General features: G+C 49.4%; 17 protein-coding genes and 1 tRNA gene. 15 read left to right on the top strand and 3 right to left on the bottom strand.

Features of this window, described 5'->3' with window-relative positions; all coding sequences use genetic code 11:
• Positions 1-24 precede the first annotated feature (24 nt).
• Positions 25-1,698: a BCCT family transporter gene (locus HLG76_RS10245; RefSeq protein WP_175993599.1), complete on the bottom strand. Its 1,674-nt coding sequence runs from the start codon at positions 1,696-1,698 to the stop codon at positions 25-27.
• Between the two features lie 196 nt (positions 1,699-1,894).
• Between HLG76_RS10245 and HLG76_RS10240 the strand changes: the two genes are divergently transcribed.
• Both HLG76_RS10240 and HLG76_RS10235 read left to right on the top strand, forming a co-directional pair.
• Positions 1,895-2,368, top strand: coding sequence for a DUF3429 domain-containing protein (locus HLG76_RS10240; protein WP_254877670.1), 474 nt, complete (start codon positions 1,895-1,897; stop codon positions 2,366-2,368).
• 140 nt (positions 2,369-2,508) lie between these two features.
• Positions 2,509-4,125, top strand: a complete 1,617-nt coding sequence (locus HLG76_RS10235) for a methyl-accepting chemotaxis protein (protein WP_175993598.1) — start codon at positions 2,509-2,511, stop codon at positions 4,123-4,125.
• A gap of 68 nt (positions 4,126-4,193) precedes the next feature.
• On the opposite strand, the gene HLG76_RS10230 is transcribed toward HLG76_RS10235, so the two are convergent.
• Positions 4,194-4,634, bottom strand: coding sequence for a hypothetical protein (locus HLG76_RS10230; RefSeq protein ID WP_021023116.1), 441 nt, complete (start codon positions 4,632-4,634; stop codon positions 4,194-4,196).
• A gap of 292 nt (positions 4,635-4,926) precedes the next feature.
• On the opposite strand from HLG76_RS10230, the gene HLG76_RS10225 reads away from it, so the two are divergent.
• The 6 genes from HLG76_RS10225 to yegD all read left to right on the top strand — a co-directional run bounded on the left by HLG76_RS10225 (position 4,927) and on the right by yegD (position 11,547).
• Positions 4,927-5,967, top strand: a complete 1,041-nt coding sequence (locus HLG76_RS10225; RefSeq protein ID WP_077461247.1) for a substrate-binding domain-containing protein — start codon at positions 4,927-4,929, stop codon at positions 5,965-5,967.
• A 66-nt stretch (positions 5,968-6,033) separates the two neighbouring features.
• Positions 6,034-7,416, top strand: coding sequence for a phosphate ABC transporter permease subunit PstC (gene pstC, locus HLG76_RS10220; protein WP_175993597.1), 1,383 nt, complete (start codon positions 6,034-6,036; stop codon positions 7,414-7,416).
• Entirely contained in the window at positions 7,409-8,713 is a 1,305-nt protein-coding gene (gene pstA / locus HLG76_RS10215) for a phosphate ABC transporter permease PstA (protein ID WP_077576674.1), read from the top strand. The genes pstC and pstA overlap by 8 nt, the downstream gene beginning before the upstream one ends.
• Before the next feature lie 124 nt (positions 8,714-8,837).
• Positions 8,838-9,599: a phosphate ABC transporter ATP-binding protein PstB gene (pstB, locus tag HLG76_RS10210; RefSeq protein ID WP_236719568.1), complete on the top strand. Its 762-nt coding sequence runs from the start codon at positions 8,838-8,840 to the stop codon at positions 9,597-9,599.
• Between the two features lie 130 nt (positions 9,600-9,729).
• Positions 9,730-9,820 (top strand) — tRNA-Ser (locus HLG76_RS10205).
• Between the two features lie 374 nt (positions 9,821-10,194).
• Positions 10,195-11,547 (top strand): molecular chaperone, encoded by a 1,353-nt coding sequence (yegD, locus tag HLG76_RS10200; protein WP_175993596.1) that lies wholly within the window; start codon positions 10,195-10,197, stop codon positions 11,545-11,547.
• A 105-nt stretch (positions 11,548-11,652) separates the two neighbouring features.
• Here the strand turns inward: yegD and HLG76_RS10195 are convergent, their stop codons facing one another.
• Positions 11,653-12,036 (bottom strand): hypothetical protein, encoded by a 384-nt coding sequence (locus tag HLG76_RS10195; protein ID WP_077576506.1) that lies wholly within the window; start codon positions 12,034-12,036, stop codon positions 11,653-11,655.
• A gap of 206 nt (positions 12,037-12,242) precedes the next feature.
• On the opposite strand from HLG76_RS10195, the gene HLG76_RS10190 reads away from it, so the two are divergent.
• The 7 genes from HLG76_RS10190 (at position 12,243) to HLG76_RS10160 (ending at position 16,977) form a co-directional block, all read left to right on the top strand.
• Positions 12,243-12,785: a GNAT family N-acetyltransferase gene (locus HLG76_RS10190; protein ID WP_077461261.1), complete on the top strand. Its 543-nt coding sequence runs from the start codon at positions 12,243-12,245 to the stop codon at positions 12,783-12,785.
• A gap of 74 nt (positions 12,786-12,859) precedes the next feature.
• A complete protein-coding gene (locus tag HLG76_RS10185) occupies positions 12,860-14,944 on the top strand; it encodes a M13 family metallopeptidase (RefSeq protein ID WP_217706550.1) in 2,085 nt (694 codons plus the stop codon).
• Between the two features lie 53 nt (positions 14,945-14,997).
• Complete coding sequence (locus HLG76_RS10180) at positions 14,998-15,213, top strand: DUF4177 domain-containing protein (protein ID WP_175993595.1); 216 nt, start codon at positions 14,998-15,000, stop codon at positions 15,211-15,213.
• Positions 15,213-15,437, top strand: a complete 225-nt coding sequence (yidD, locus tag HLG76_RS10175; RefSeq protein ID WP_077461263.1) for a membrane protein insertion efficiency factor YidD — start codon at positions 15,213-15,215, stop codon at positions 15,435-15,437. The genes HLG76_RS10180 and yidD overlap by 1 nt, the downstream gene beginning before the upstream one ends.
• Positions 15,438-15,836: a hypothetical protein gene (locus HLG76_RS10170; protein ID WP_254877669.1), complete on the top strand. Its 399-nt coding sequence runs from the start codon at positions 15,438-15,440 to the stop codon at positions 15,834-15,836.
• A 95-nt stretch (positions 15,837-15,931) separates the two neighbouring features.
• Positions 15,932-16,465 carry a nucleotidyltransferase family protein gene (locus HLG76_RS10165; RefSeq protein WP_051109677.1) on the top strand — a complete coding sequence of 178 codons (534 nt, stop codon included), beginning with the start codon at positions 15,932-15,934 and terminating at the stop codon, positions 16,463-16,465.
• 89 nt (positions 16,466-16,554) lie between these two features.
• Positions 16,555-16,977 (top strand): GNAT family N-acetyltransferase, encoded by a 423-nt coding sequence (locus HLG76_RS10160; RefSeq protein ID WP_077646876.1) that lies wholly within the window; start codon positions 16,555-16,557, stop codon positions 16,975-16,977.
• Positions 16,978-17,071: the final 94 nt, after the last annotated feature.

The raw sequence follows: 17,071 nt of genomic DNA, 5'->3' as shown, positions 1-17,071 counted from the left end.
CTTTCGTTGGTCGATGAAACCGGTCTAGCGATTCGCTTGTGATGGCGTCGAGGCGGTGGGCTTGCCAACCGGCTCTGCCAGTAAAGACTTCATCACACTGATGGTCATTAAGATCACCAATACACTGATAGGTAATGCAGTCACCATGTTGGCCGTTTGTAAGGCTCTTAAGCCGCCTGCGACCAAAAGCACCGCGGCGACGGCGCCGATCATAGTGCCCCAGAAAACACGGAAGCGTTTCGGCGGATCATCATTGCCCATCGACAGAATGGTGGTGAGCACCAAGGTGCTGGAATCGGACGAGGTAATAAACCAGCTAAACAGCAAAAAGATCATCATGGCGTTCAGTATCCAACCCCAGATACCGCCGCCGGTAATGCCATCGGCTGTGGCGAACAATGCCGCAGGCAAGTCCCAGCCATTCACCAAATCAATGATTCCCGCTGTACCGACACCCATCTCAGCAACAAGCTCTTGATGCAACGCATTGCCGCCAAAAATGGCCAACCAGGCAAAAATCATCAGCGTTGGCGCGCAAAGCACACAAACTACAAACTCACGCAGGGTACGTCCGCGAGAAATGCGGGCAATAAATAAGCCAATAAAGGGCGCCCAGCCAATCCACCAACCCCAGTAGAAAATGGTCCAGGCATTTTGCCATGCGGCTGGGCCTGGCGTTTCAGGAAACCACAGTCCCATTGGGATAAAACCGACCAAATAGTCACTGAGTGAAGCACCAAAGACGTGGATCAACCAGGTGGTTGGACCGCCAAATAAGAAGTAAGCGATTACCAATGCCGAGACGATAATGTTCCACTCGGAAATAATGCGGATCCCTTTGCCGACGCCAGACAGAGACGACATGATTGAGGCCACGGAAATCAAAACGATCAGGATAACCTGAGTCATGACACCGGGATCGATGCCAAATAAGCGATCGAGCCCCACTGCGATCTGACTGACACCTAACCCGAGCGAGGTAGCGACACCGAATACGCAGCCCAGGACACCTAAAATATCGGTGATATGGCCAATGGGGCCGTAGATCCGATCGCCAATCAGCGGATAAATGGTGGATCGTAGCGCGAGCGGCAGTTTTTTACGGAACGAGAAATACGCCAGCGCGAGGCCAACAATGACGTACACGGCCCAGCCATGAAAGCCCCAGTGAAAGTAGGTAACACGCAGAGCAGCGGCCGCGCGATCAAATCCCATGGTGGTTGCGCCTGCCATATCAGCATATGGGTTGTTGGGGTAGCCGAACGCACCACTTGTATCAAAGTAGAGCGTGGGTTCGGCTACCCCAAAAAACAATATGCCAACACCGACACCGGCGGAAAATAACATCGATAGCCACGAAAAAGTACTAAATTCGGGGCGATCGTCGTCGTCACCCAAACGAATATTACCAAAACGGGTGACTGCAATAATGAAGCTGGCGGCCAATAAGAGAACAAGCACCAACATGTAATACCAACCGAACGTAGACTCTACCCATCCGCGAGCAGCAGCAAACACACTGGCTGCTAGGTGAGTGTTAAACCCGGTAAAAAAAACGAAGACGAAAACCAGAAGGGTAGCGGCGATCATCATATTTTTATGAACGCCCTTAAACGGCCCCGTTTGGGTGACGCAATCGGCAAACGGATGCTGCAATGTGCTGGCATTGCTCGCATCCGACGTACTTCGTGCTGACATGAGTAACTCCTTTTTAAACAACAAAACGCGCAACAATTTACGCAAGGTGCGTTTTCTTTGCAAAAAAAAGAGGCCTTTATCACGGTAGTGAAGTGCAAAGTGATGAGAAAAGCAGCAAACCGACACGAGCTATCAGCCATCATGGCAGTGATACCGTATAAACTAGCTGAACTGATTTATGAGTAGGAGTAAAACAATGCCCCAACCCGATGTTCGTTCATCGTCAGCGGATCGCACCATGTTGAATTTAGGCTATCTTGGCCTATTACCGTTCGCGGGGGCCCTCGTGGTCAGTTGGACTGGGCTGACAGTTTTTGGCTTAGCTGGCGAACAATTGTTTATTACCTACAGTGCCGTGATTTTAAGCTTTTTATCCGGCGTGTTGTGGGGGAGCGGCCTGGATAACCCACCTCCTACATCGAATCGGTATGCGTTGGTACTCAGTAATGTGTTCGCCCTGCTTGCATGGGGCGCATTGGTCAAAGGGGCGACACCTCTATCCCTGACCGTAAGCGTGCTTACGGCAGGTTACTTTTTAGTGTGGCTTACCGAACGGTGGATTCGATATCGCCAACAAAAAAACGATCAGCCAGCGGGGTACCAAACGATGCGCGATCGGCTCACACTTAGTGTGATGGCCTTTCATGCGTTGCTGCTCTTTGCAAATTAATACGTTTAAGCTGGTTCTTTTTTAGTTGGTTTGTTTTTACATAGTTGGCTGAACCTATTACAACTATTGGCCGTATCCGTTACCCTTGGCGCAGAAAAACAATTAATTTAGTGATGGTATTTAAGGGTAATGGGGAATCTATGACAATTATTCAGTATTTGCGGACGGTGTTTATTGCGCTCGGGATTGCAGTCGCCCTGAGTGGCGCCTATTTGTTCAGTGAAATTAGCTCAGTTAAAACCCAGTTCAATGACGTTGTCGAGCGCAATGTGCGTTTGCTCAGCACGGTGTCAGATTTACGCTATTACACGGTAACCTACCGCCGTTTTGCGCTCGATTATGGCCTAACCGATGATAAACAAGCGCATCGCGACATCCTGGTGAAAATTAAGCGCAATGACGAATCGGTACGTGGCGCGCTGACGGATATGAAAACGCTGACGGTTCGAGATAGCAACAGCGATGAAGTCACCACCATTGAGACACGTTTGAATGGCTATCGCGAGATGCAAAATGATTATATTCGTCTAATCGATAATGGGCGAATAGACGACGCTCGACGCAAAATGCTTGGGCCAATGTTAGCGCCTTTTGATCAAATAGTGGATAACCTAGCGTCGTTACAAGCTGATCTAGAAGCACAGGCCAATACCATCAAAGCACAAGAGTCTAAGAAAATCGAACAGCTGATTATCATAGGGATAGCGGTAATTGTCGCGCTGATCGTGTTGATGGTTATCGTTGCACTTTTACTCCAAAACCGTATCCGCGGACCATTGTCCTTACTGGTTACGCAAATGCAGCGGGTAGAAAGTGGCGATCTGACGCAACGGCTCGATCTTGCTCAGTTTAACCGTGATGAATTAGGACAGGCCGCCAATACATTCGATCAGATGCAAAGTAGTATCACCCACTTAATTGGTTCGCTGATAAAAGGCACACAGCGGCTACAAACGGTCAGTAACGAGCTTTCGACTCAGGTGACGGATACGGTCAACAGTGTTGAGCAACAGCGTAGTGAGCTATCACAGCTCGCCAGTGCTATGACACAAATGGAGTCAACATTTGGGGAAGTGGCGAGTAATACGGTCGCGGCGGCCGAGCACACTGATAAATCGCGCGAGTATGCCCAGCAAGGTCGAGAAACCTTTGAACAGTCTTACCAGCAAAGCGTAGCCGCGAAAGATCAAGTTAACGAAGCGTCGCAAGTGATTGAGGCGTTAACCGCAGACAGTGAAAATATCGGTAAGGTCTCAGAGGTGATCAGTACTATTGCCGAGCAAACGAATTTACTTGCCCTTAATGCGGCGATTGAAGCGGCGCGCGCCGGTGAGGCAGGTCGCGGTTTTGCTGTGGTCGCTGATGAAGTGCGCGGTTTGGCAACCAAGACGCAGTCATCAACCGATGAGATTAATCAAATCATCGAAGGGCTGCAAACCAAAGCGCGTCAGGCGTATCAGGTGATGAGTGACAGCCAAACATTAACCCAAAAAGGATTGGATGATGCCAAACGCGCGGCAGAGGCGATTGAGACCATCAATGCGTCAACGCAGCAGGTGTCAGAAATGACAGGGGCGATTGCGACGGCGACCGAAGAACAAACCACTGCCGCTGCTGATTTAAACCAAAACGTCGCAGCAATTCACCGTGCGGCGGAATCTTTGGCTGAAACGGCAGAGCAAACGCGCCAAGCGTACGAGCGGTTAGAAAAAGAAAACGCGAGTATGAGTGAGCAGGCTCAAGCGTTTAGACTATAAACCGAAAAGCCAAGGCTCATTGTGAGAGCCGTGTTAACAACAAAAAATGCGCCTAAGTGGCGCATTTTTTATCGAAATAAATACAGAGAGAGAAAGTAATTCACATTTTGGTTAATAGCACGCAAAACGGCAGCAAGTCCGGCGTCGCTGTTTTCGGTCACATCCCAGGGAATAAATTTTCCGTAGCTTGGCAATGGCAGGCCCGATTGTACTGATGCGGGATTCAGAGCAATTAAATAATCGACATAGTCGAGTGTCAGCGCATCCAATGGCGCCGGCGCCAGATCGTAAGTCGATATTTGAAACTGGATCAGCGCTTGTGCGGCCTTATCGGTGCTCATGGTTTGCGTTGTGTGATAACAGTGCACATCAAAAAAACTGTTCGCTTTGCTTTTCATCATTGCGGCTGCCATTAACGACGCGCCGTATTTTCCATCACACAAAAAGAGTACCAATGGCTTGGCATCAGTGTTCAACCGTGTGTCCTCATTGTGGTTAGCATCTGTCATTGCCTTCTTTATCCAAATTGTTCGCAGCTAACATCTCAATTGTGATGTTATCTCGCTGCTATGTTATCGATGTTTCATCTATCCTAGCCACTTCCGCGCGCAGCGCTAGCGCACCTTGAGCAACTTTTGAGTGTGCTACCAATGCCTCTGGCTGTCATCAAACCTTCATCATTGCATAAAGGAACTGTCACTTTGTGCGCTTAATGTGTCTCCCCGTTAACCGAGTTCTTCGTTATGTGTAGATAAATTGATTTACACAGCACTAACTTAAATAATCGACTTGGAGGTTGATGTGAAACTTAAAGCTCTCTTTGCAGCGACGACAGTATCAATGGCCGTGCTGGCCTCAGGTAGCGCAACGGCTGCAAGCCGTGACTACATTAGCATCGTTGGCTCTTCTACTGTTTACCCTTTTGCTACTGTTGTTGCTGAGCGCTTCGGTCGCACGTCGCAATATTCAGTACCAAAAATCGAATCGACTGGCTCAGGCGGTGGACTTAAGTTGTTCTGTGCGGGCGTCGGTGAAAACACCCCAGATGTGACTAACGCATCACGTAAAATCAAAAGCTCGGAAATTGAACGCTGTCAGTCAAATGGCGTCGACGAGATTGTCGAAATCAAAGTCGGTTATGACGGTATCGCTATCGCAAACTCGAAAGTATCGCAACAGTATGATCTCACCCTAAAAGATATCTACACCGCACTCGCTAAAACCGTCCCAGACGCTAACGGCAACTTTATCGACAACCCCAATGACACGTGGAAAGACGTGAACCCATCACTGCCTAACACCAAAATCGAGGTGCTAGGTCCACCACCAACATCAGGGACACGTGATGCGTTTGTTGAGCTAGCCATGGAAGCGGGCTGCTCCGAGTATCCCGAAGTCGCAGCACTTGAAGACAGTAACGAAGACAAATTCAAAGCGATTTGTCACGGCATGCGCGAAGACGGTGCTTTCATCGAAGCCGGTGAAAACGATAACTTGATTGTGCAAAAGCTTGAAGCAAACCCAGATGCGCTTGGCATCTTCGGTTACAGCTTCCTTGAGCAAAACGCAGACAAAGTACAAGGCTCTAAAATCTCGGGTGTTCTGCCAACATTTGATGCCATTGGTACCGGCGAGTATCCCGTATCACGTTCACTGTATTTCTACGTTAAAAAAGCGCATGAGAACGTGATTCCTGGCCTGACCGATTATGTGAAAGCGTTCACCTCAGAAGAAGCAATGGGCAGCATGGGATATCTCGCTGACCGTGGCCTTATTCCACTGGGTGAAAACGAGTGGCAACAAGTACGCAGTGCTGCCGTCGATTTAAAACCAAACTTGTAAGCGCATTGTGAATACGAAAGGGTGGTACGTGTCACGTACCCCCTTTATTCGTGTTCAGGAGGAACAATGACAACACCCATGCTGATGACCGTGATTGCTATTATTGCAATTTCCGGCTTTTTTATTGCTCGAACGCGTTCTATTAAGCTTGCCAACATGGCTGGTGGCTTGAGCAAACTGCATTCTCGACCTAACTATTACGGCTCATATGTCGCCATTTTGGCGGCGATTCCGGCACTGGTTCTTTTATTGTTGTGGCAAGCGGTAGAACCGAACTTGATCCACAGTTTGGTGATGGCACAAATTTCCGATACGTACGTCACGCAGTTCGGCAATGCGGATTTGTTATACAGTCAAATCGGTAATATTGCTCGTGGCATCACCCAAACTGACGATGCTGTCTTGTTGGCTGCGGCGGACCATTATCAAACCCTGAACCATTTAGGGACCACATTACGATTCACCGCAATGACTGCACTTGCGTTGGCGGGATTAGCCTTTGGCTGGCGCTCGCTACGACTGCGTTTACGTGCCCGCAATCGGGTCGAAAACGTGATGCAGGGCTTTTTATTGTTCTGCTCAACCCTCGCAATCTTAACCACATTCGGCATTGTGCTCTCAGTGTTGTTTGAAGCGATGCGATTTTTCCAAATGATCCCCGTGACCGAGTTCATCTTTGGCACCGAATGGTCGCCACAGATTGCACTGCGTGCAGATCAACAAGCCTCGAGTGGTTCTTTTGGTGCGATCCCGCTATTTACCGGCACTTTGATGATTTCATTCATCGCCATGTGTATCGCGGCACCGGTTGGGTTGATGAGTGCCATTTACTTGGCCGAATACGCGTCGCCCCGTGTTCGCGGCATTGTTAAGCCTATTTTAGAGATCCTTGCGGGGATCCCGACAGTGGTTTACGGCTTTTTCGCAGCGTTAGTTGCGGCGCCATTTATTCGTGATGTTGCCCATGCGCTCGGCTTTACCAGTGCATCGTCAGAAAGTGCACTCGCAGCTGGTGCGGTGATGGGCATTATGATCATTCCGTTTGTCTCCTCGCTGTCCGATGATGTGATATCCGCCGTGCCTCAGTCACTGCGTGATGGTTCATTAGGGCTAGGCGCTACCCCCTCTGAAACCGTGCGTCAGGTTGTGATTCCTGCCGCGTTACCAGGCATTGTCGGTGGTTTATTGCTGGCGGTATCACGCGCAATTGGTGAAACCATGATCGTGGTGATGGCGGCGGGATTATCGTCTAACTTAACGGCGAACCCCTTGGAATCGGTGACCACAGTCACGGTTCAAATCGTGACATTGTTGGTCGGTGACCAAGAGTTCGATAGCCCTAAAACGCTGGCTGCATTTGCTTTGGGTCTCACGCTGTTTGTTGTGACGCTAGCGCTCAACTTCGTGGCGCTACGCATCGTGAAAAAATATCGAGAACAATATGACTGATAAAATCGAAAAAATTGCGCAAGAGAAGCGTGCTAGGGTAAAAGCAGGCCTTGCGAAACGTCGCGGAAAAGAAAAGCGTTTCCGCTGGTATGGTATGACATCGATTTTTCTCGCCTTCACCTTTTTGGTATTGCTGATTGGGTCGATTGTCTCCCAAGGGTATACGGCGTTTTACACCACCGAAATCCGTTTAACGGTTGATCTCAGTGAGCAAAGCTTGGGCATTGAGGGAAAACCACTGAACGATGAAACATTGGAGTACCTCAGTTATCGTTCGGTATTGGCGAAGGCCATATTTAATGCGATGCCAGAGGTGACCTCGCGGGGCGATAAACGTGATCTATTTCGCTTTATCTCTACGGGCGCGGAATATGATTTGCGTGACCGTGTTGCCGCAAACCCCGATCTGGTCGGACAGAAGATTGAGATTTGGGCATTGGCGGGTGATAACGTCAACCAATTCAACAAAGGCAACATCGACGGCAAACTCCCAGAGTCAAATCGTCAGTTTAAAGACAAGCACATAAACTGGTTTAACCAACTGGAAGATGATAATCGCGTGCGCACCGTGTTCAATACGCGCTTCTTCACCAATGGTGATAGCCGTGATGCTGAGTTAGCGGGCATTTGGGGCGCGACTGTTGGGTCTTTCTACACCTTGTTGGTAACACTGGCGTTGAGTTTCCCGATTGGTGTAGCAGCCGCGATTTACTTGGAAGAATTTGCGCCACGTAATCGCATTACCGAAATTATTGAAATTAACATTAACAACTTAGCAGCCGTCCCCTCGATTGTGTTTGGCTTGCTGGGTCTGGCTGTTTTCTTGAACTTTGCTGATCTGCCACGCTCGGCGCCAGTCGTTGGTGGCTTAGTGCTCACGCTCATGACATTACCGACGATTATTATATCGAGTCGTTCGGCGATTAAAGCGGTTCCGCCCTCGGTCCGTGATGCGGCTTTGGGTGTGGGTGCATCTAAGATGCAAATGGTGCTTCACCACGTCTTGCCATTGGCGATGCCAGGCATGTTAACCGGTACCATTATCGGGATGGCACAAGCACTCGGAGAAACGGCACCGCTACTGATGATCGGGATGATCGCGTTTATCGTTGATGTGCCATCCGGTCCGCTTGATGCGGCCACAGCGTTACCCGTGCAAATCTATTTATGGGCAGAGAATCCTGAAAAGGGCTTTGTCGAAAACACCTCAGGCGCAATCATGGTACTGCTGGCATTCTTAGCCTTTATGAATGCCTGTGCGGTGATTATGCGTAAGCGTCTCGAGCGACGCTGGTAAGTCGGGAGAGAGAATCATGACGACGACAACAATGAACAACCTAACCATGACTGAAGATGTAGTGGAAGCCGCACCACAAAGCACACAAGCACCGAGTGAAACCTGTGGTATTCCGTTTGTTGATATGCCACGCATGACAGCACGAAATGTGTTCGTTAATTATGACAACGGGTCTAAGCCGGCGATTAAAAATGTGAGCCTTGATATCGGCGAGAAAGAAGTGCTTGCGATGATTGGGCCATCAGGCTGTGGTAAATCGACGTTCTTGCGTTGCTTAAATCGTATGAATGATACGATCCCGGGCTGTGAGGTGACGGGGGACATCATTTTGGGAGACACTGACATTTACCACCGCGAGAGTGAAATTGTCGAATTGCGCTCACAAGTCGGCATGGTGTTCCAACGTCCTAACCCGTTTCCTAAATCCGTGTATGACAACGTTGCTTATGGCCCGCGTATTCACGGCTTAGTCGACAGTAAAACTGACTTGGATGAACTGGTGGAGCAATCCCTAACACGTGCCGGTTTGTGGAATGAGGTCAAAGATCGTCTGGATCAGCCGGCAACCGGCTTATCTGGTGGTCAGCAACAGCGACTTTGTATTGCACGTACTATTGCGGTCGCACCGGAAGTTATTTTGATGGATGAGCCGTGTTCAGCCCTCGATCCGATTGCCACTGGGGTGATTGAAGAGCTGATCTCGGATTTGAAGAAGAACTTCAGCATTGTGATTGTGACGCATTCCATGCAGCAAGCAGCTCGTGTGTCTGATCGCACCGCTTATTTTCATCTCGGTAGCTTGGTTGAGGTTAACACAACACAAAAAGTGTTTAATGATCCTGAGCATAAGCTGACGTCTGACTATATCAATGGTCGTTTTGGTTAAATAAGCAACGGGTTGGCAGAGGGGAAACCTATTCAAATAGGTGTTTGCTGATAATTTCAGCACTTAAGCGCGAGAAAGTAAAAACACACTTTACATCGCACTGAGTAGCCTCTACTATACGCCCCGTTCCGGAGAGATGGCTGAGTGGTTGAAAGCACCGGTCTTGAAAACCGGCAAGGGTTAATAGCCCTTCTAGGGTTCAAATCCCTATCTCTCCGCCACATACTAAAAAGCCGCTGCTCAGTCAGCGGCTTTTTTGCGTTTATATCCCCCCCCATAACTCCCCAAACCCTGACTGCGCCAACATTTTAGGCGATTATGCCTAAACAGCTATTCTGCACTCTGGTACGCTAACTCTTATATTTCTGTCCCTTACATGGCCTTTTGGGCCCCAGTGGTTTGCGGCAACATCGGTATTGTGTTGCTCACCACTTAGGCGAGCGTTAGTTCCCCAGAGGCAGCAATCAATCCGTAGGGAATTAACGCGTGGCGTTTCGCAGCGACGCCGCGACTGATTGGTCTCTGTAGACGGATGTTAGAAATCCCGCCACGGTTGAGGTAGCATTGCCGACTTTTTCTGCGGTGAGAGGCATTTATGTATATCGGCTTTGACTATGGTACAGCAAATTGCTCGGTGGCGAAGATTGAAAACGGTCAGCCGACGCTGTTACGTCTAGAAGGGGACAGCACGTTTATTCCTTCCTCCCTTGCCGCACCTACGCGCGAATCAGTGTCTGAGTATTTGTTTCGTCATCGGGGCATCAAGCCGCTAGATGCGATTGGCGAGCAGATGTTGCGCCGCGCCATTCATGTAAACCGAGAGGAAAGCATTGAACTTGAGGCGGAGGACATGGCGTTTGGTCAAGCGGCGCTCGACCGCTATCTCGATGATCCGCGCGATATGTACTACGTGAAATCGCCTAAATCTTTCCTTGGTGCGTCAGGTTTGCGTGATGCTCAGCTTCGCTTTTTTGAAGACCTCGTATGCGCAATGATGGATAACATCAAAACGCAAGCCGAACACCAAACTCAACAGAGTATTCATGATGCGGTGATCGGTCGGCCGATCAACTTTCAAGGCCGTGGAGGCGAGACGGCAAACCGCCAAGCCGAGGGTATTTTGCTCAATGCGGCTAAGCGGGCGGGCTTTAAACAGGTTGAATTTCAGTTTGAGCCAGTCGCTGCCGGCCTGGACTATGAAGCCACATTGAGCGAAGACCAAATCGTTCTTGTGGTCGATATCGGAGGGGGGACCACAGACTGTTCGTTGATTGAGATGGGGCCATCGTGGCGCGGTAGTAGCGATCGCAGTGCAAGTTTATTAGCGCACAAAGGCCAGCGTATTGGCGGTAATGACCTAGATATTGCGTTGGCATTCAAACAAATGATGTTTCCGTTTGGAATGGGCAGCAAAATGGAGTCTGGCATTGAGATGCCGATTACGCAGTTTTCCAACCCTATCGCGATTAACAACGTACAAGCGCAAAACGATTTCTATGCGTTTGAAAACTTGGCGGTGCTCAAAGGGCTGCACAAGCAAGCGCAAGAGCCACATAAACTGACCCGTTTGCTTGAGGTGTATCACGAGTCACTGGGTCACAACATTGTCCGTCGTGCGGAAGAGGCAAAGATTGCGTTGTCAGATCAAGCTGCATACCGAGCGGGTATTCAACTGTTCTCCGAGCGCGTGGATGTTGATGTATCGCGCGATAACATGATTGATGCGATTGAGGCGCCCAAACGTAAGATGATCGCCTTAGTGCACGATGTGGTCGCGCAGGCCGATGTAAAGCCTGACGTGATTTTTATGACAGGTGGCTCGGCGCGCTCGCCCTTCTTACGGGAGGCTGTACAAGCAGAGCTGCCGAACATTCCTGTAGTGAGTGGCGACTACTTTGGCTCAGTCACCGCGGGCTTAGCGCGTTGGGCGGAAGTCTGCTTTAAGTAACCGTCGCTTGACGAACTGGGTTTGACGCTTACTTGTAATACCTTGCGAAAGAAAAAAAGTTGTCAATAATAGGAACCCTACTTAGCGAAAACTTCCGTATTTTGATTAGAAATCATGCACCAAGGTGGGGGTGTTGGCGCGAAATAGCTTGGTTAGGGCAGACTTATATCGCCAACCCAATGCCAGTAGTCGTTTCGCTAAGCTTTGATTTTGAATGGTGGCAACTTCAATGCCGCGGTAGTGATGCGGATGCGCTTGAATATAGTCGATAAACGCCGTCAGCACCCCTTGGCCGCGAACGCCGGGAGCAAATTGTAGCGAAACAATCGATAATCGCTGACTACCGATCGGACAGTGAACCAGACAATAGCCGAGTGGGTGCTTGATCGCGGTGGAGAGCTCTGGAAAAGCGCGCATCTGGTGACGTTGGGCCAATTGGTCATAGCCGAGGCATAGGTGGTCAAGCAATTGCCGAGCGTTATCATCCATCGAAGTGTCTCTGAAGAGGTCGAAACGTAGCCACCATATTAAGGACTTTATTTTTCGAAAAACAGAAAAGCGTGAGCCACGTATTTACCCCTTTTGGGGCACAATAATTGCGCAAAAGCCGCGATTTCTACGCCAGACAACCAGCTAGTTTTTAAAACTGTGCGCGATATCAATCAATGTATGCGCTGATAAAATAGGAATTAAACATGTTTCCAGCCACATGGCGGTCTGAACGCCTATGTTTTAGTGCGTTTGAGTACAGTGATGCAAAGCGCGTTAAAGCACTGTTTGAGCAAAATCAGCATCTGCAATATCAAGATCCCACGTTTAAGCCTTGGTCGTTATCCACCTATCAATCATTGATTGCCGACAGTGCGGAGAAAAAGGCGCCTGATGTGGAAGACGCCTTTTATCTTCGTCGCATTCAAACCCATGACGGTAAAGATATCGGCTATCTGCAAATCTCGCTCAATGCGCCGGATACACAGAGTGTTTGGCTGCCCATGCTCACTATTTCTCCAAGATATCAAAAGCATGGCTATGGCAGCGAAGCGGTTGCGAGCGTGATTGAAACCGTGCAAGCTTATGGGGACTATCGACGCATGGGGGTGAATGTTTATGCCGAGAACATTCGCGCGTTTCGATTCTGGTATCAGCAAGGGTTTTGTCGTATTACCCATTTTGAACCCGAGCAAGACGAGGGGCGTGATTATCACTGTGTGGTGCTCTATCGAGACCTTATGTCGTGAACAGCGCATGTCTTTTCGGGAATCGACAAGATTACGTCGCTTGAGCCATGTTATGGAAGGAATTAGGTAAACGAATGATGAAAAATAAATCAGTCAACCGAGTGCGATTTAAGCGAGCCGCGATGGGGGTCGCGTTTGCACTAGGCGTGATGAGCCTGGTGCCTGGGCAGGTGTACGCTGCTAACACCACACACGCTGAAGTACAGCGCGAATCCGGTCTGTATCTACAAGATTTTGATCGATCGGTTCGTCCGCAAGATGACTTGTTCCGTCACGTGAACGGCACTTGGTACGACCAAACCCAAATCCCCAGTGATATGTCCAGCTATGGTGCGTTCCGTATCTTAGCCGAAGAGAATGAAAAGCGTCTGAAAGGCATCATTGATGAGCTGGTGGCGCGTGATGATCTCAAGCCTGGCTCCAACGAGCAAAAGCTGCGTGATTTTTATCTTAGCTATATGGACCAAGATAAAATTGATGCCCTAGGGGTCACGCCAATCAAACCTGAGCTTGATCGTATTGCCGCGATTTCCTCGAAGCCTGCGCTGATTTACGCGATGGCCGATTTGCGACAAGTTGGGGTTGGGATCCCGTTTAGTTTTTATGCGTGGGCCGATGCAAAAAATCCTGACTATAACGCCCTGTATCTGAGCCAAAGTGGGTTGGGCTTGCCGGATAGAGACTATTATTTTCGAGACACCGAGGACGCTGAGCGTATCCGCACCGCTTACAAACGCTATCTCCAAGATATGCTGCGCTTAGCGGGTTACGATCAGGCCAAACAACGCGCTGATCGAATTTATCAGCTGGAGAAAACGCTGGCAGAACACCACTGGACACGCGCTAAACGCCGTGACGCGCAAGCAACCTATAACAAAATGCCAATTGAAGCGCTCAATCAGTTGATGGGTGGGTTTGATTATGCGCGCTTTGCCAAACGCGCGGGTATCGATAAAGCCGGTGAGGTTGTGGTGCGCATGCCATCTTATTTTGAGGCGCTAGGGCAGGTGTTTGAGCAAACCAGTTTGCAAGCGTGGCAAGATTATCTCACCATTCGTACCCTCAATGCGTTTGCGCCGCGCCTAAATCATGAGCTGGTTGAACGTCAATTTGCGTTCTATTCCAAAACCCTTAACGGCATTCCTGAGCAGCGTGACCGTTGGAAGCGGGGCGTGCAAGCCACCGAAGGGGTGCTGGGTGAAGCGCTCGGCCAAGAGTATGTCGCGCGTTATTTCCCGCCAGAAGCCAAAGCGCGTATGGAAACCTTGATTGATAACTTGCGTGCCGCGTTTAAAGACTCGATTGAATCATTGGCGTGGATGAGCGATGAAACCAAAGCGAAAGCATTGGATAAGCTGAGTAAATTCACGCCAAAAATCGGCTATCCAGAGCAATGGGAAGATTACAGCGCGCTGACCATCAACGCCGATGACTTGATTGGCAACAGCAAACGTGCCGCACGCTGGGGCTATCAAGATATGCTGTCGCGGATTGGTGCACCGGTTGACCGTAAAGAGTGGGGCATGACCCCGCAAACGGTCAACGCTTATTACAGCCCAACTGCCAACGAGATAGTGTTCCCCGCCGGGATCTTGCAACCACCGTTTTTTGATATGAATGCGGATGACGCCGTGAACTACGGCGGTATCGGCGCGGTGATTGGCCATGAAATGGGGCATGGTTTTGATGATCAGGGCTCGCGTTATGATGGCGATGGCAACCTATCCAATTGGTGGACGGATGAGGACCGGGCGCGCTTTGATGCACGCACCCAAAAGCTGGCCGAGCAATTTAGCCAGTTTGAGCCATTGCCGGACTTATTCATTGACGGCAAAGTGTCTTTGGGTGAGAACATTGGTGATTTAGTTGGCTTGACCACCGCCTTTCGCGCCTATCAAAAATCGTTGCACGGAGAAGCGTCTCCAGTGATGGACGGGTATACCGGCGAGCAACGATTCTTCCTCAGCTGGGGGCAGATTTGGAAAATGAAGATGCGTGAAGATGCCCTACGTGAGCGCGTGTCGCTAGGCCCGCATGCGCCACCGCAATATCGCGTGCTCGGTGCGCCGCGCAATGTCCCTGCATTCTATGAAGCCTTTGGTATTAAAGAAGGTGATGGCATGTATTTACCCGAAGATCAGCGGGTGAATATCTGGTAATCTCTGATGCCGCCTTGAAGGCGGCATTTTTGTTTCGGAGAGGGAGAATATTGATGAGCAAGTTTACCGAGTACAAAGTTGTTCATATTGTTGAAGGTGGTTGCGGCACCTTATTGCTGGGCTCAAGTGGCTTGCCGTTGCAACGCCTCGAAGCCGAACTCAATCAATACGCGCAAGATGACTGGCAGGTTGTTTTTCAAGTGATTGAAAAGAAACGTTATATGCTATTTTGGCAACGTGAAGCTGTGATTGTCACCCTAGGTCGCTAATGCTCAAGTATTTGTCGCTTACTTTAATCCATCGTTACCAAGCTAAAGGTGGATCAAAGAAACGGTTCAATATTGCGTGTAATTTCGAGCCGAGCTGCTCGGAGTACACGCGCCAAGCGATCGAAAAGTACGGCGCACTTCGCGGCTGGCAACTCGGCTTAGCGCGCATTCGTCGTTGTAATGATCCCGATGCAGTAGAAATAATTCACGATGAGGTGCCTTAGATGCGGATAACGCAACCATGGCAAGAGCTGGAAACACAGGAAGCCTTGCTGCGTGATCAAGTGAATGGCTTAACCCCAAGCCAGAAAAAACGCTATTTTGCCGAGCAAATCAGACAACTGAAAGATCCAGACACCTATGCGGTACTCAATTGGGCTTTCTTAGGCGGATTCCATCATCTTTACTTGCGAAAGTACCGGTTGTTTATCGTAGAATGTACGTTATTGGTAATCGCCATTATTGGCTTAGTGATGGGCCAGCCATATTTCGCTCTGATTTTGGTTGGTTTAGTGCTATTTGAATTACCACAGCTTTTTTGGCCCAAAAAATTGCCAGGCAGTACAACTACCATGTATCACGCTCAATTTATGAACACGTCCGCCACGGTGATTAATCCATGAAGCGCCGTCGGATCCGTAAACGCCACCAGCATCAATTCTTTTTATGCCAGAAGACATATCGTCGCGCCTTAATTGATTTAATTGAAGCAGATCCTATGAGGATGCGAGCATTACGATGTGTTCAGTCTCTCAATTTGCCTCAGTGCTATATCGCCGCCGGATTTGTGAGAAACCTTGTCTGGGATGCGATGCATAAATATCCGCCTAGTGCGCTGAATGATATCGATGTGATCTACTATGATCCGAGCGATACCAGTCGTGAGCGTGAGCAATATCTTCAAGGGTTACTACAAAAAACCATGCCAGAGATTACCTGGCAAGTCCGTAACCAAGCACGGATGCACGAAAAGCATCACGACCCCGCGTATGCTGGCACCCTGGACGCCATGCGATTTTGGCCTGAAAAAGAAACGGCCATTGCGGTCCGTCTCGATATGAATCAGCGCTGTGAGATCATTGCCGCGTTTGGGGTTCAGTCGCTGTTCGAGTTGAAGCTGAGCCATAACCCGGCACGGCCATGGGCGGTTTTTCAGCAGCGTATTGAAGAAAAACAATGGTTAACCCATTGGCCTAAACTGACCGTGACCACCCAGTGCTCAGTCGCTGCCAAGCCGATTGATGAAGAGTAAAGCCAAATAGAGTGCGCCTTGGCACAGATTGGCGAAAACACAAAGGGCATACTACCCCAATCTTCTGATTGGTAAGTAAATGGACGACAATGAAATACCGCATGGACGCAAGCCCGAGTGATGACGATATTACCGCTATCCGTCAGGGGCTAAAACAAAGCAACGCCCCCTTCTTGGCAGGTCTCCCTGAGGGCACGCTTGCCGGCTACGCCTATAATGACAATGATGAGCGCATCGGTGGCATTGTTGCCAATACCTGGGGCCAATGGCTATTGATTAAATACCTTTGGGTCGATGATGCTTTTCGCCATCGTCATGTCGGCAGCCATCTATTAGATAATCTGGAAGAATATGCCAAGGACATAGGCTGTAAAATGGCGTTTGTCGATACCTTCAGCTTTCAAGCCAAGCCCTTCTATGAAAAGCACGGTTATCAGTGCCAAATGACATTGACGGACTATCCTGTTGATCATGCACTGCACTTTATGACCAAGGTGCTTAACGAAGCTTAACGGCCACGTTTGTCTTGTTCGTTATGTCAGTGTCTTTTTCGTTGTACCAGTGATAAGTATGAACGCGTTAAAGTAAATGAATTGGCTTGATACA

Source organism: Salinivibrio sp. EAGSL (assembly GCF_013366455.1).
Taxonomy (GTDB): Bacteria; Pseudomonadota; Gammaproteobacteria; order Enterobacterales; family Vibrionaceae; genus Salinivibrio; species Salinivibrio costicola.
Note: the sequence above shows the minus strand (reverse complement) of the source record. Positions and strands in the feature narration are given on the sequence as shown.

Bases quoted from the DNA above. Each gene is read 5' to 3' on its own strand.
- HLG76_RS10245 (WP_175993599.1), bottom strand. From the start codon at position 1,698: ATGTCAGCACGAAGTACGTCGGATGCGAGCAATGCCAGCACATTGCAG.
- HLG76_RS10240 (WP_254877670.1), top strand. From the start codon at position 1,895: ATGCCCCAACCCGATGTTCGTTCATCGTCAGCGGATCGCACCATGTTG.
- HLG76_RS10235 (WP_175993598.1), top strand. From the start codon at position 2,509: ATGACAATTATTCAGTATTTGCGGACGGTGTTTATTGCGCTCGGGATT.
- HLG76_RS10230 (WP_021023116.1), bottom strand. From the start codon at position 4,634: ATGACAGATGCTAACCACAATGAGGACACACGGTTGAACACTGATGCC.
- pstC (WP_175993597.1), top strand. From the start codon at position 6,034: ATGACAACACCCATGCTGATGACCGTGATTGCTATTATTGCAATTTCC.
- pstA (WP_077576674.1), top strand. From the start codon at position 7,409: ATGACTGATAAAATCGAAAAAATTGCGCAAGAGAAGCGTGCTAGGGTA.
- pstB (WP_236719568.1), top strand. From the start codon at position 8,838: ATGCCACGCATGACAGCACGAAATGTGTTCGTTAATTATGACAACGGG.
- yegD (WP_175993596.1), top strand. From the start codon at position 10,195: ATGTATATCGGCTTTGACTATGGTACAGCAAATTGCTCGGTGGCGAAG.
- HLG76_RS10195 (WP_077576506.1), bottom strand. From the start codon at position 12,036: ATGGATGATAACGCTCGGCAATTGCTTGACCACCTATGCCTCGGCTAT.
- HLG76_RS10190 (WP_077461261.1), top strand. From the start codon at position 12,243: ATGTTTCCAGCCACATGGCGGTCTGAACGCCTATGTTTTAGTGCGTTT.
- HLG76_RS10185 (WP_217706550.1), top strand. From the start codon at position 12,860: ATGATGAAAAATAAATCAGTCAACCGAGTGCGATTTAAGCGAGCCGCG.
- HLG76_RS10180 (WP_175993595.1), top strand. From the start codon at position 14,998: ATGAGCAAGTTTACCGAGTACAAAGTTGTTCATATTGTTGAAGGTGGT.
- yidD (WP_077461263.1), top strand. From the start codon at position 15,213: ATGCTCAAGTATTTGTCGCTTACTTTAATCCATCGTTACCAAGCTAAA.
- HLG76_RS10170 (WP_254877669.1), top strand. From the start codon at position 15,438: ATGCGGATAACGCAACCATGGCAAGAGCTGGAAACACAGGAAGCCTTG.
- HLG76_RS10165 (WP_051109677.1), top strand. From the start codon at position 15,932: ATGAGGATGCGAGCATTACGATGTGTTCAGTCTCTCAATTTGCCTCAG.
- HLG76_RS10160 (WP_077646876.1), top strand. From the start codon at position 16,555: ATGAAATACCGCATGGACGCAAGCCCGAGTGATGACGATATTACCGCT.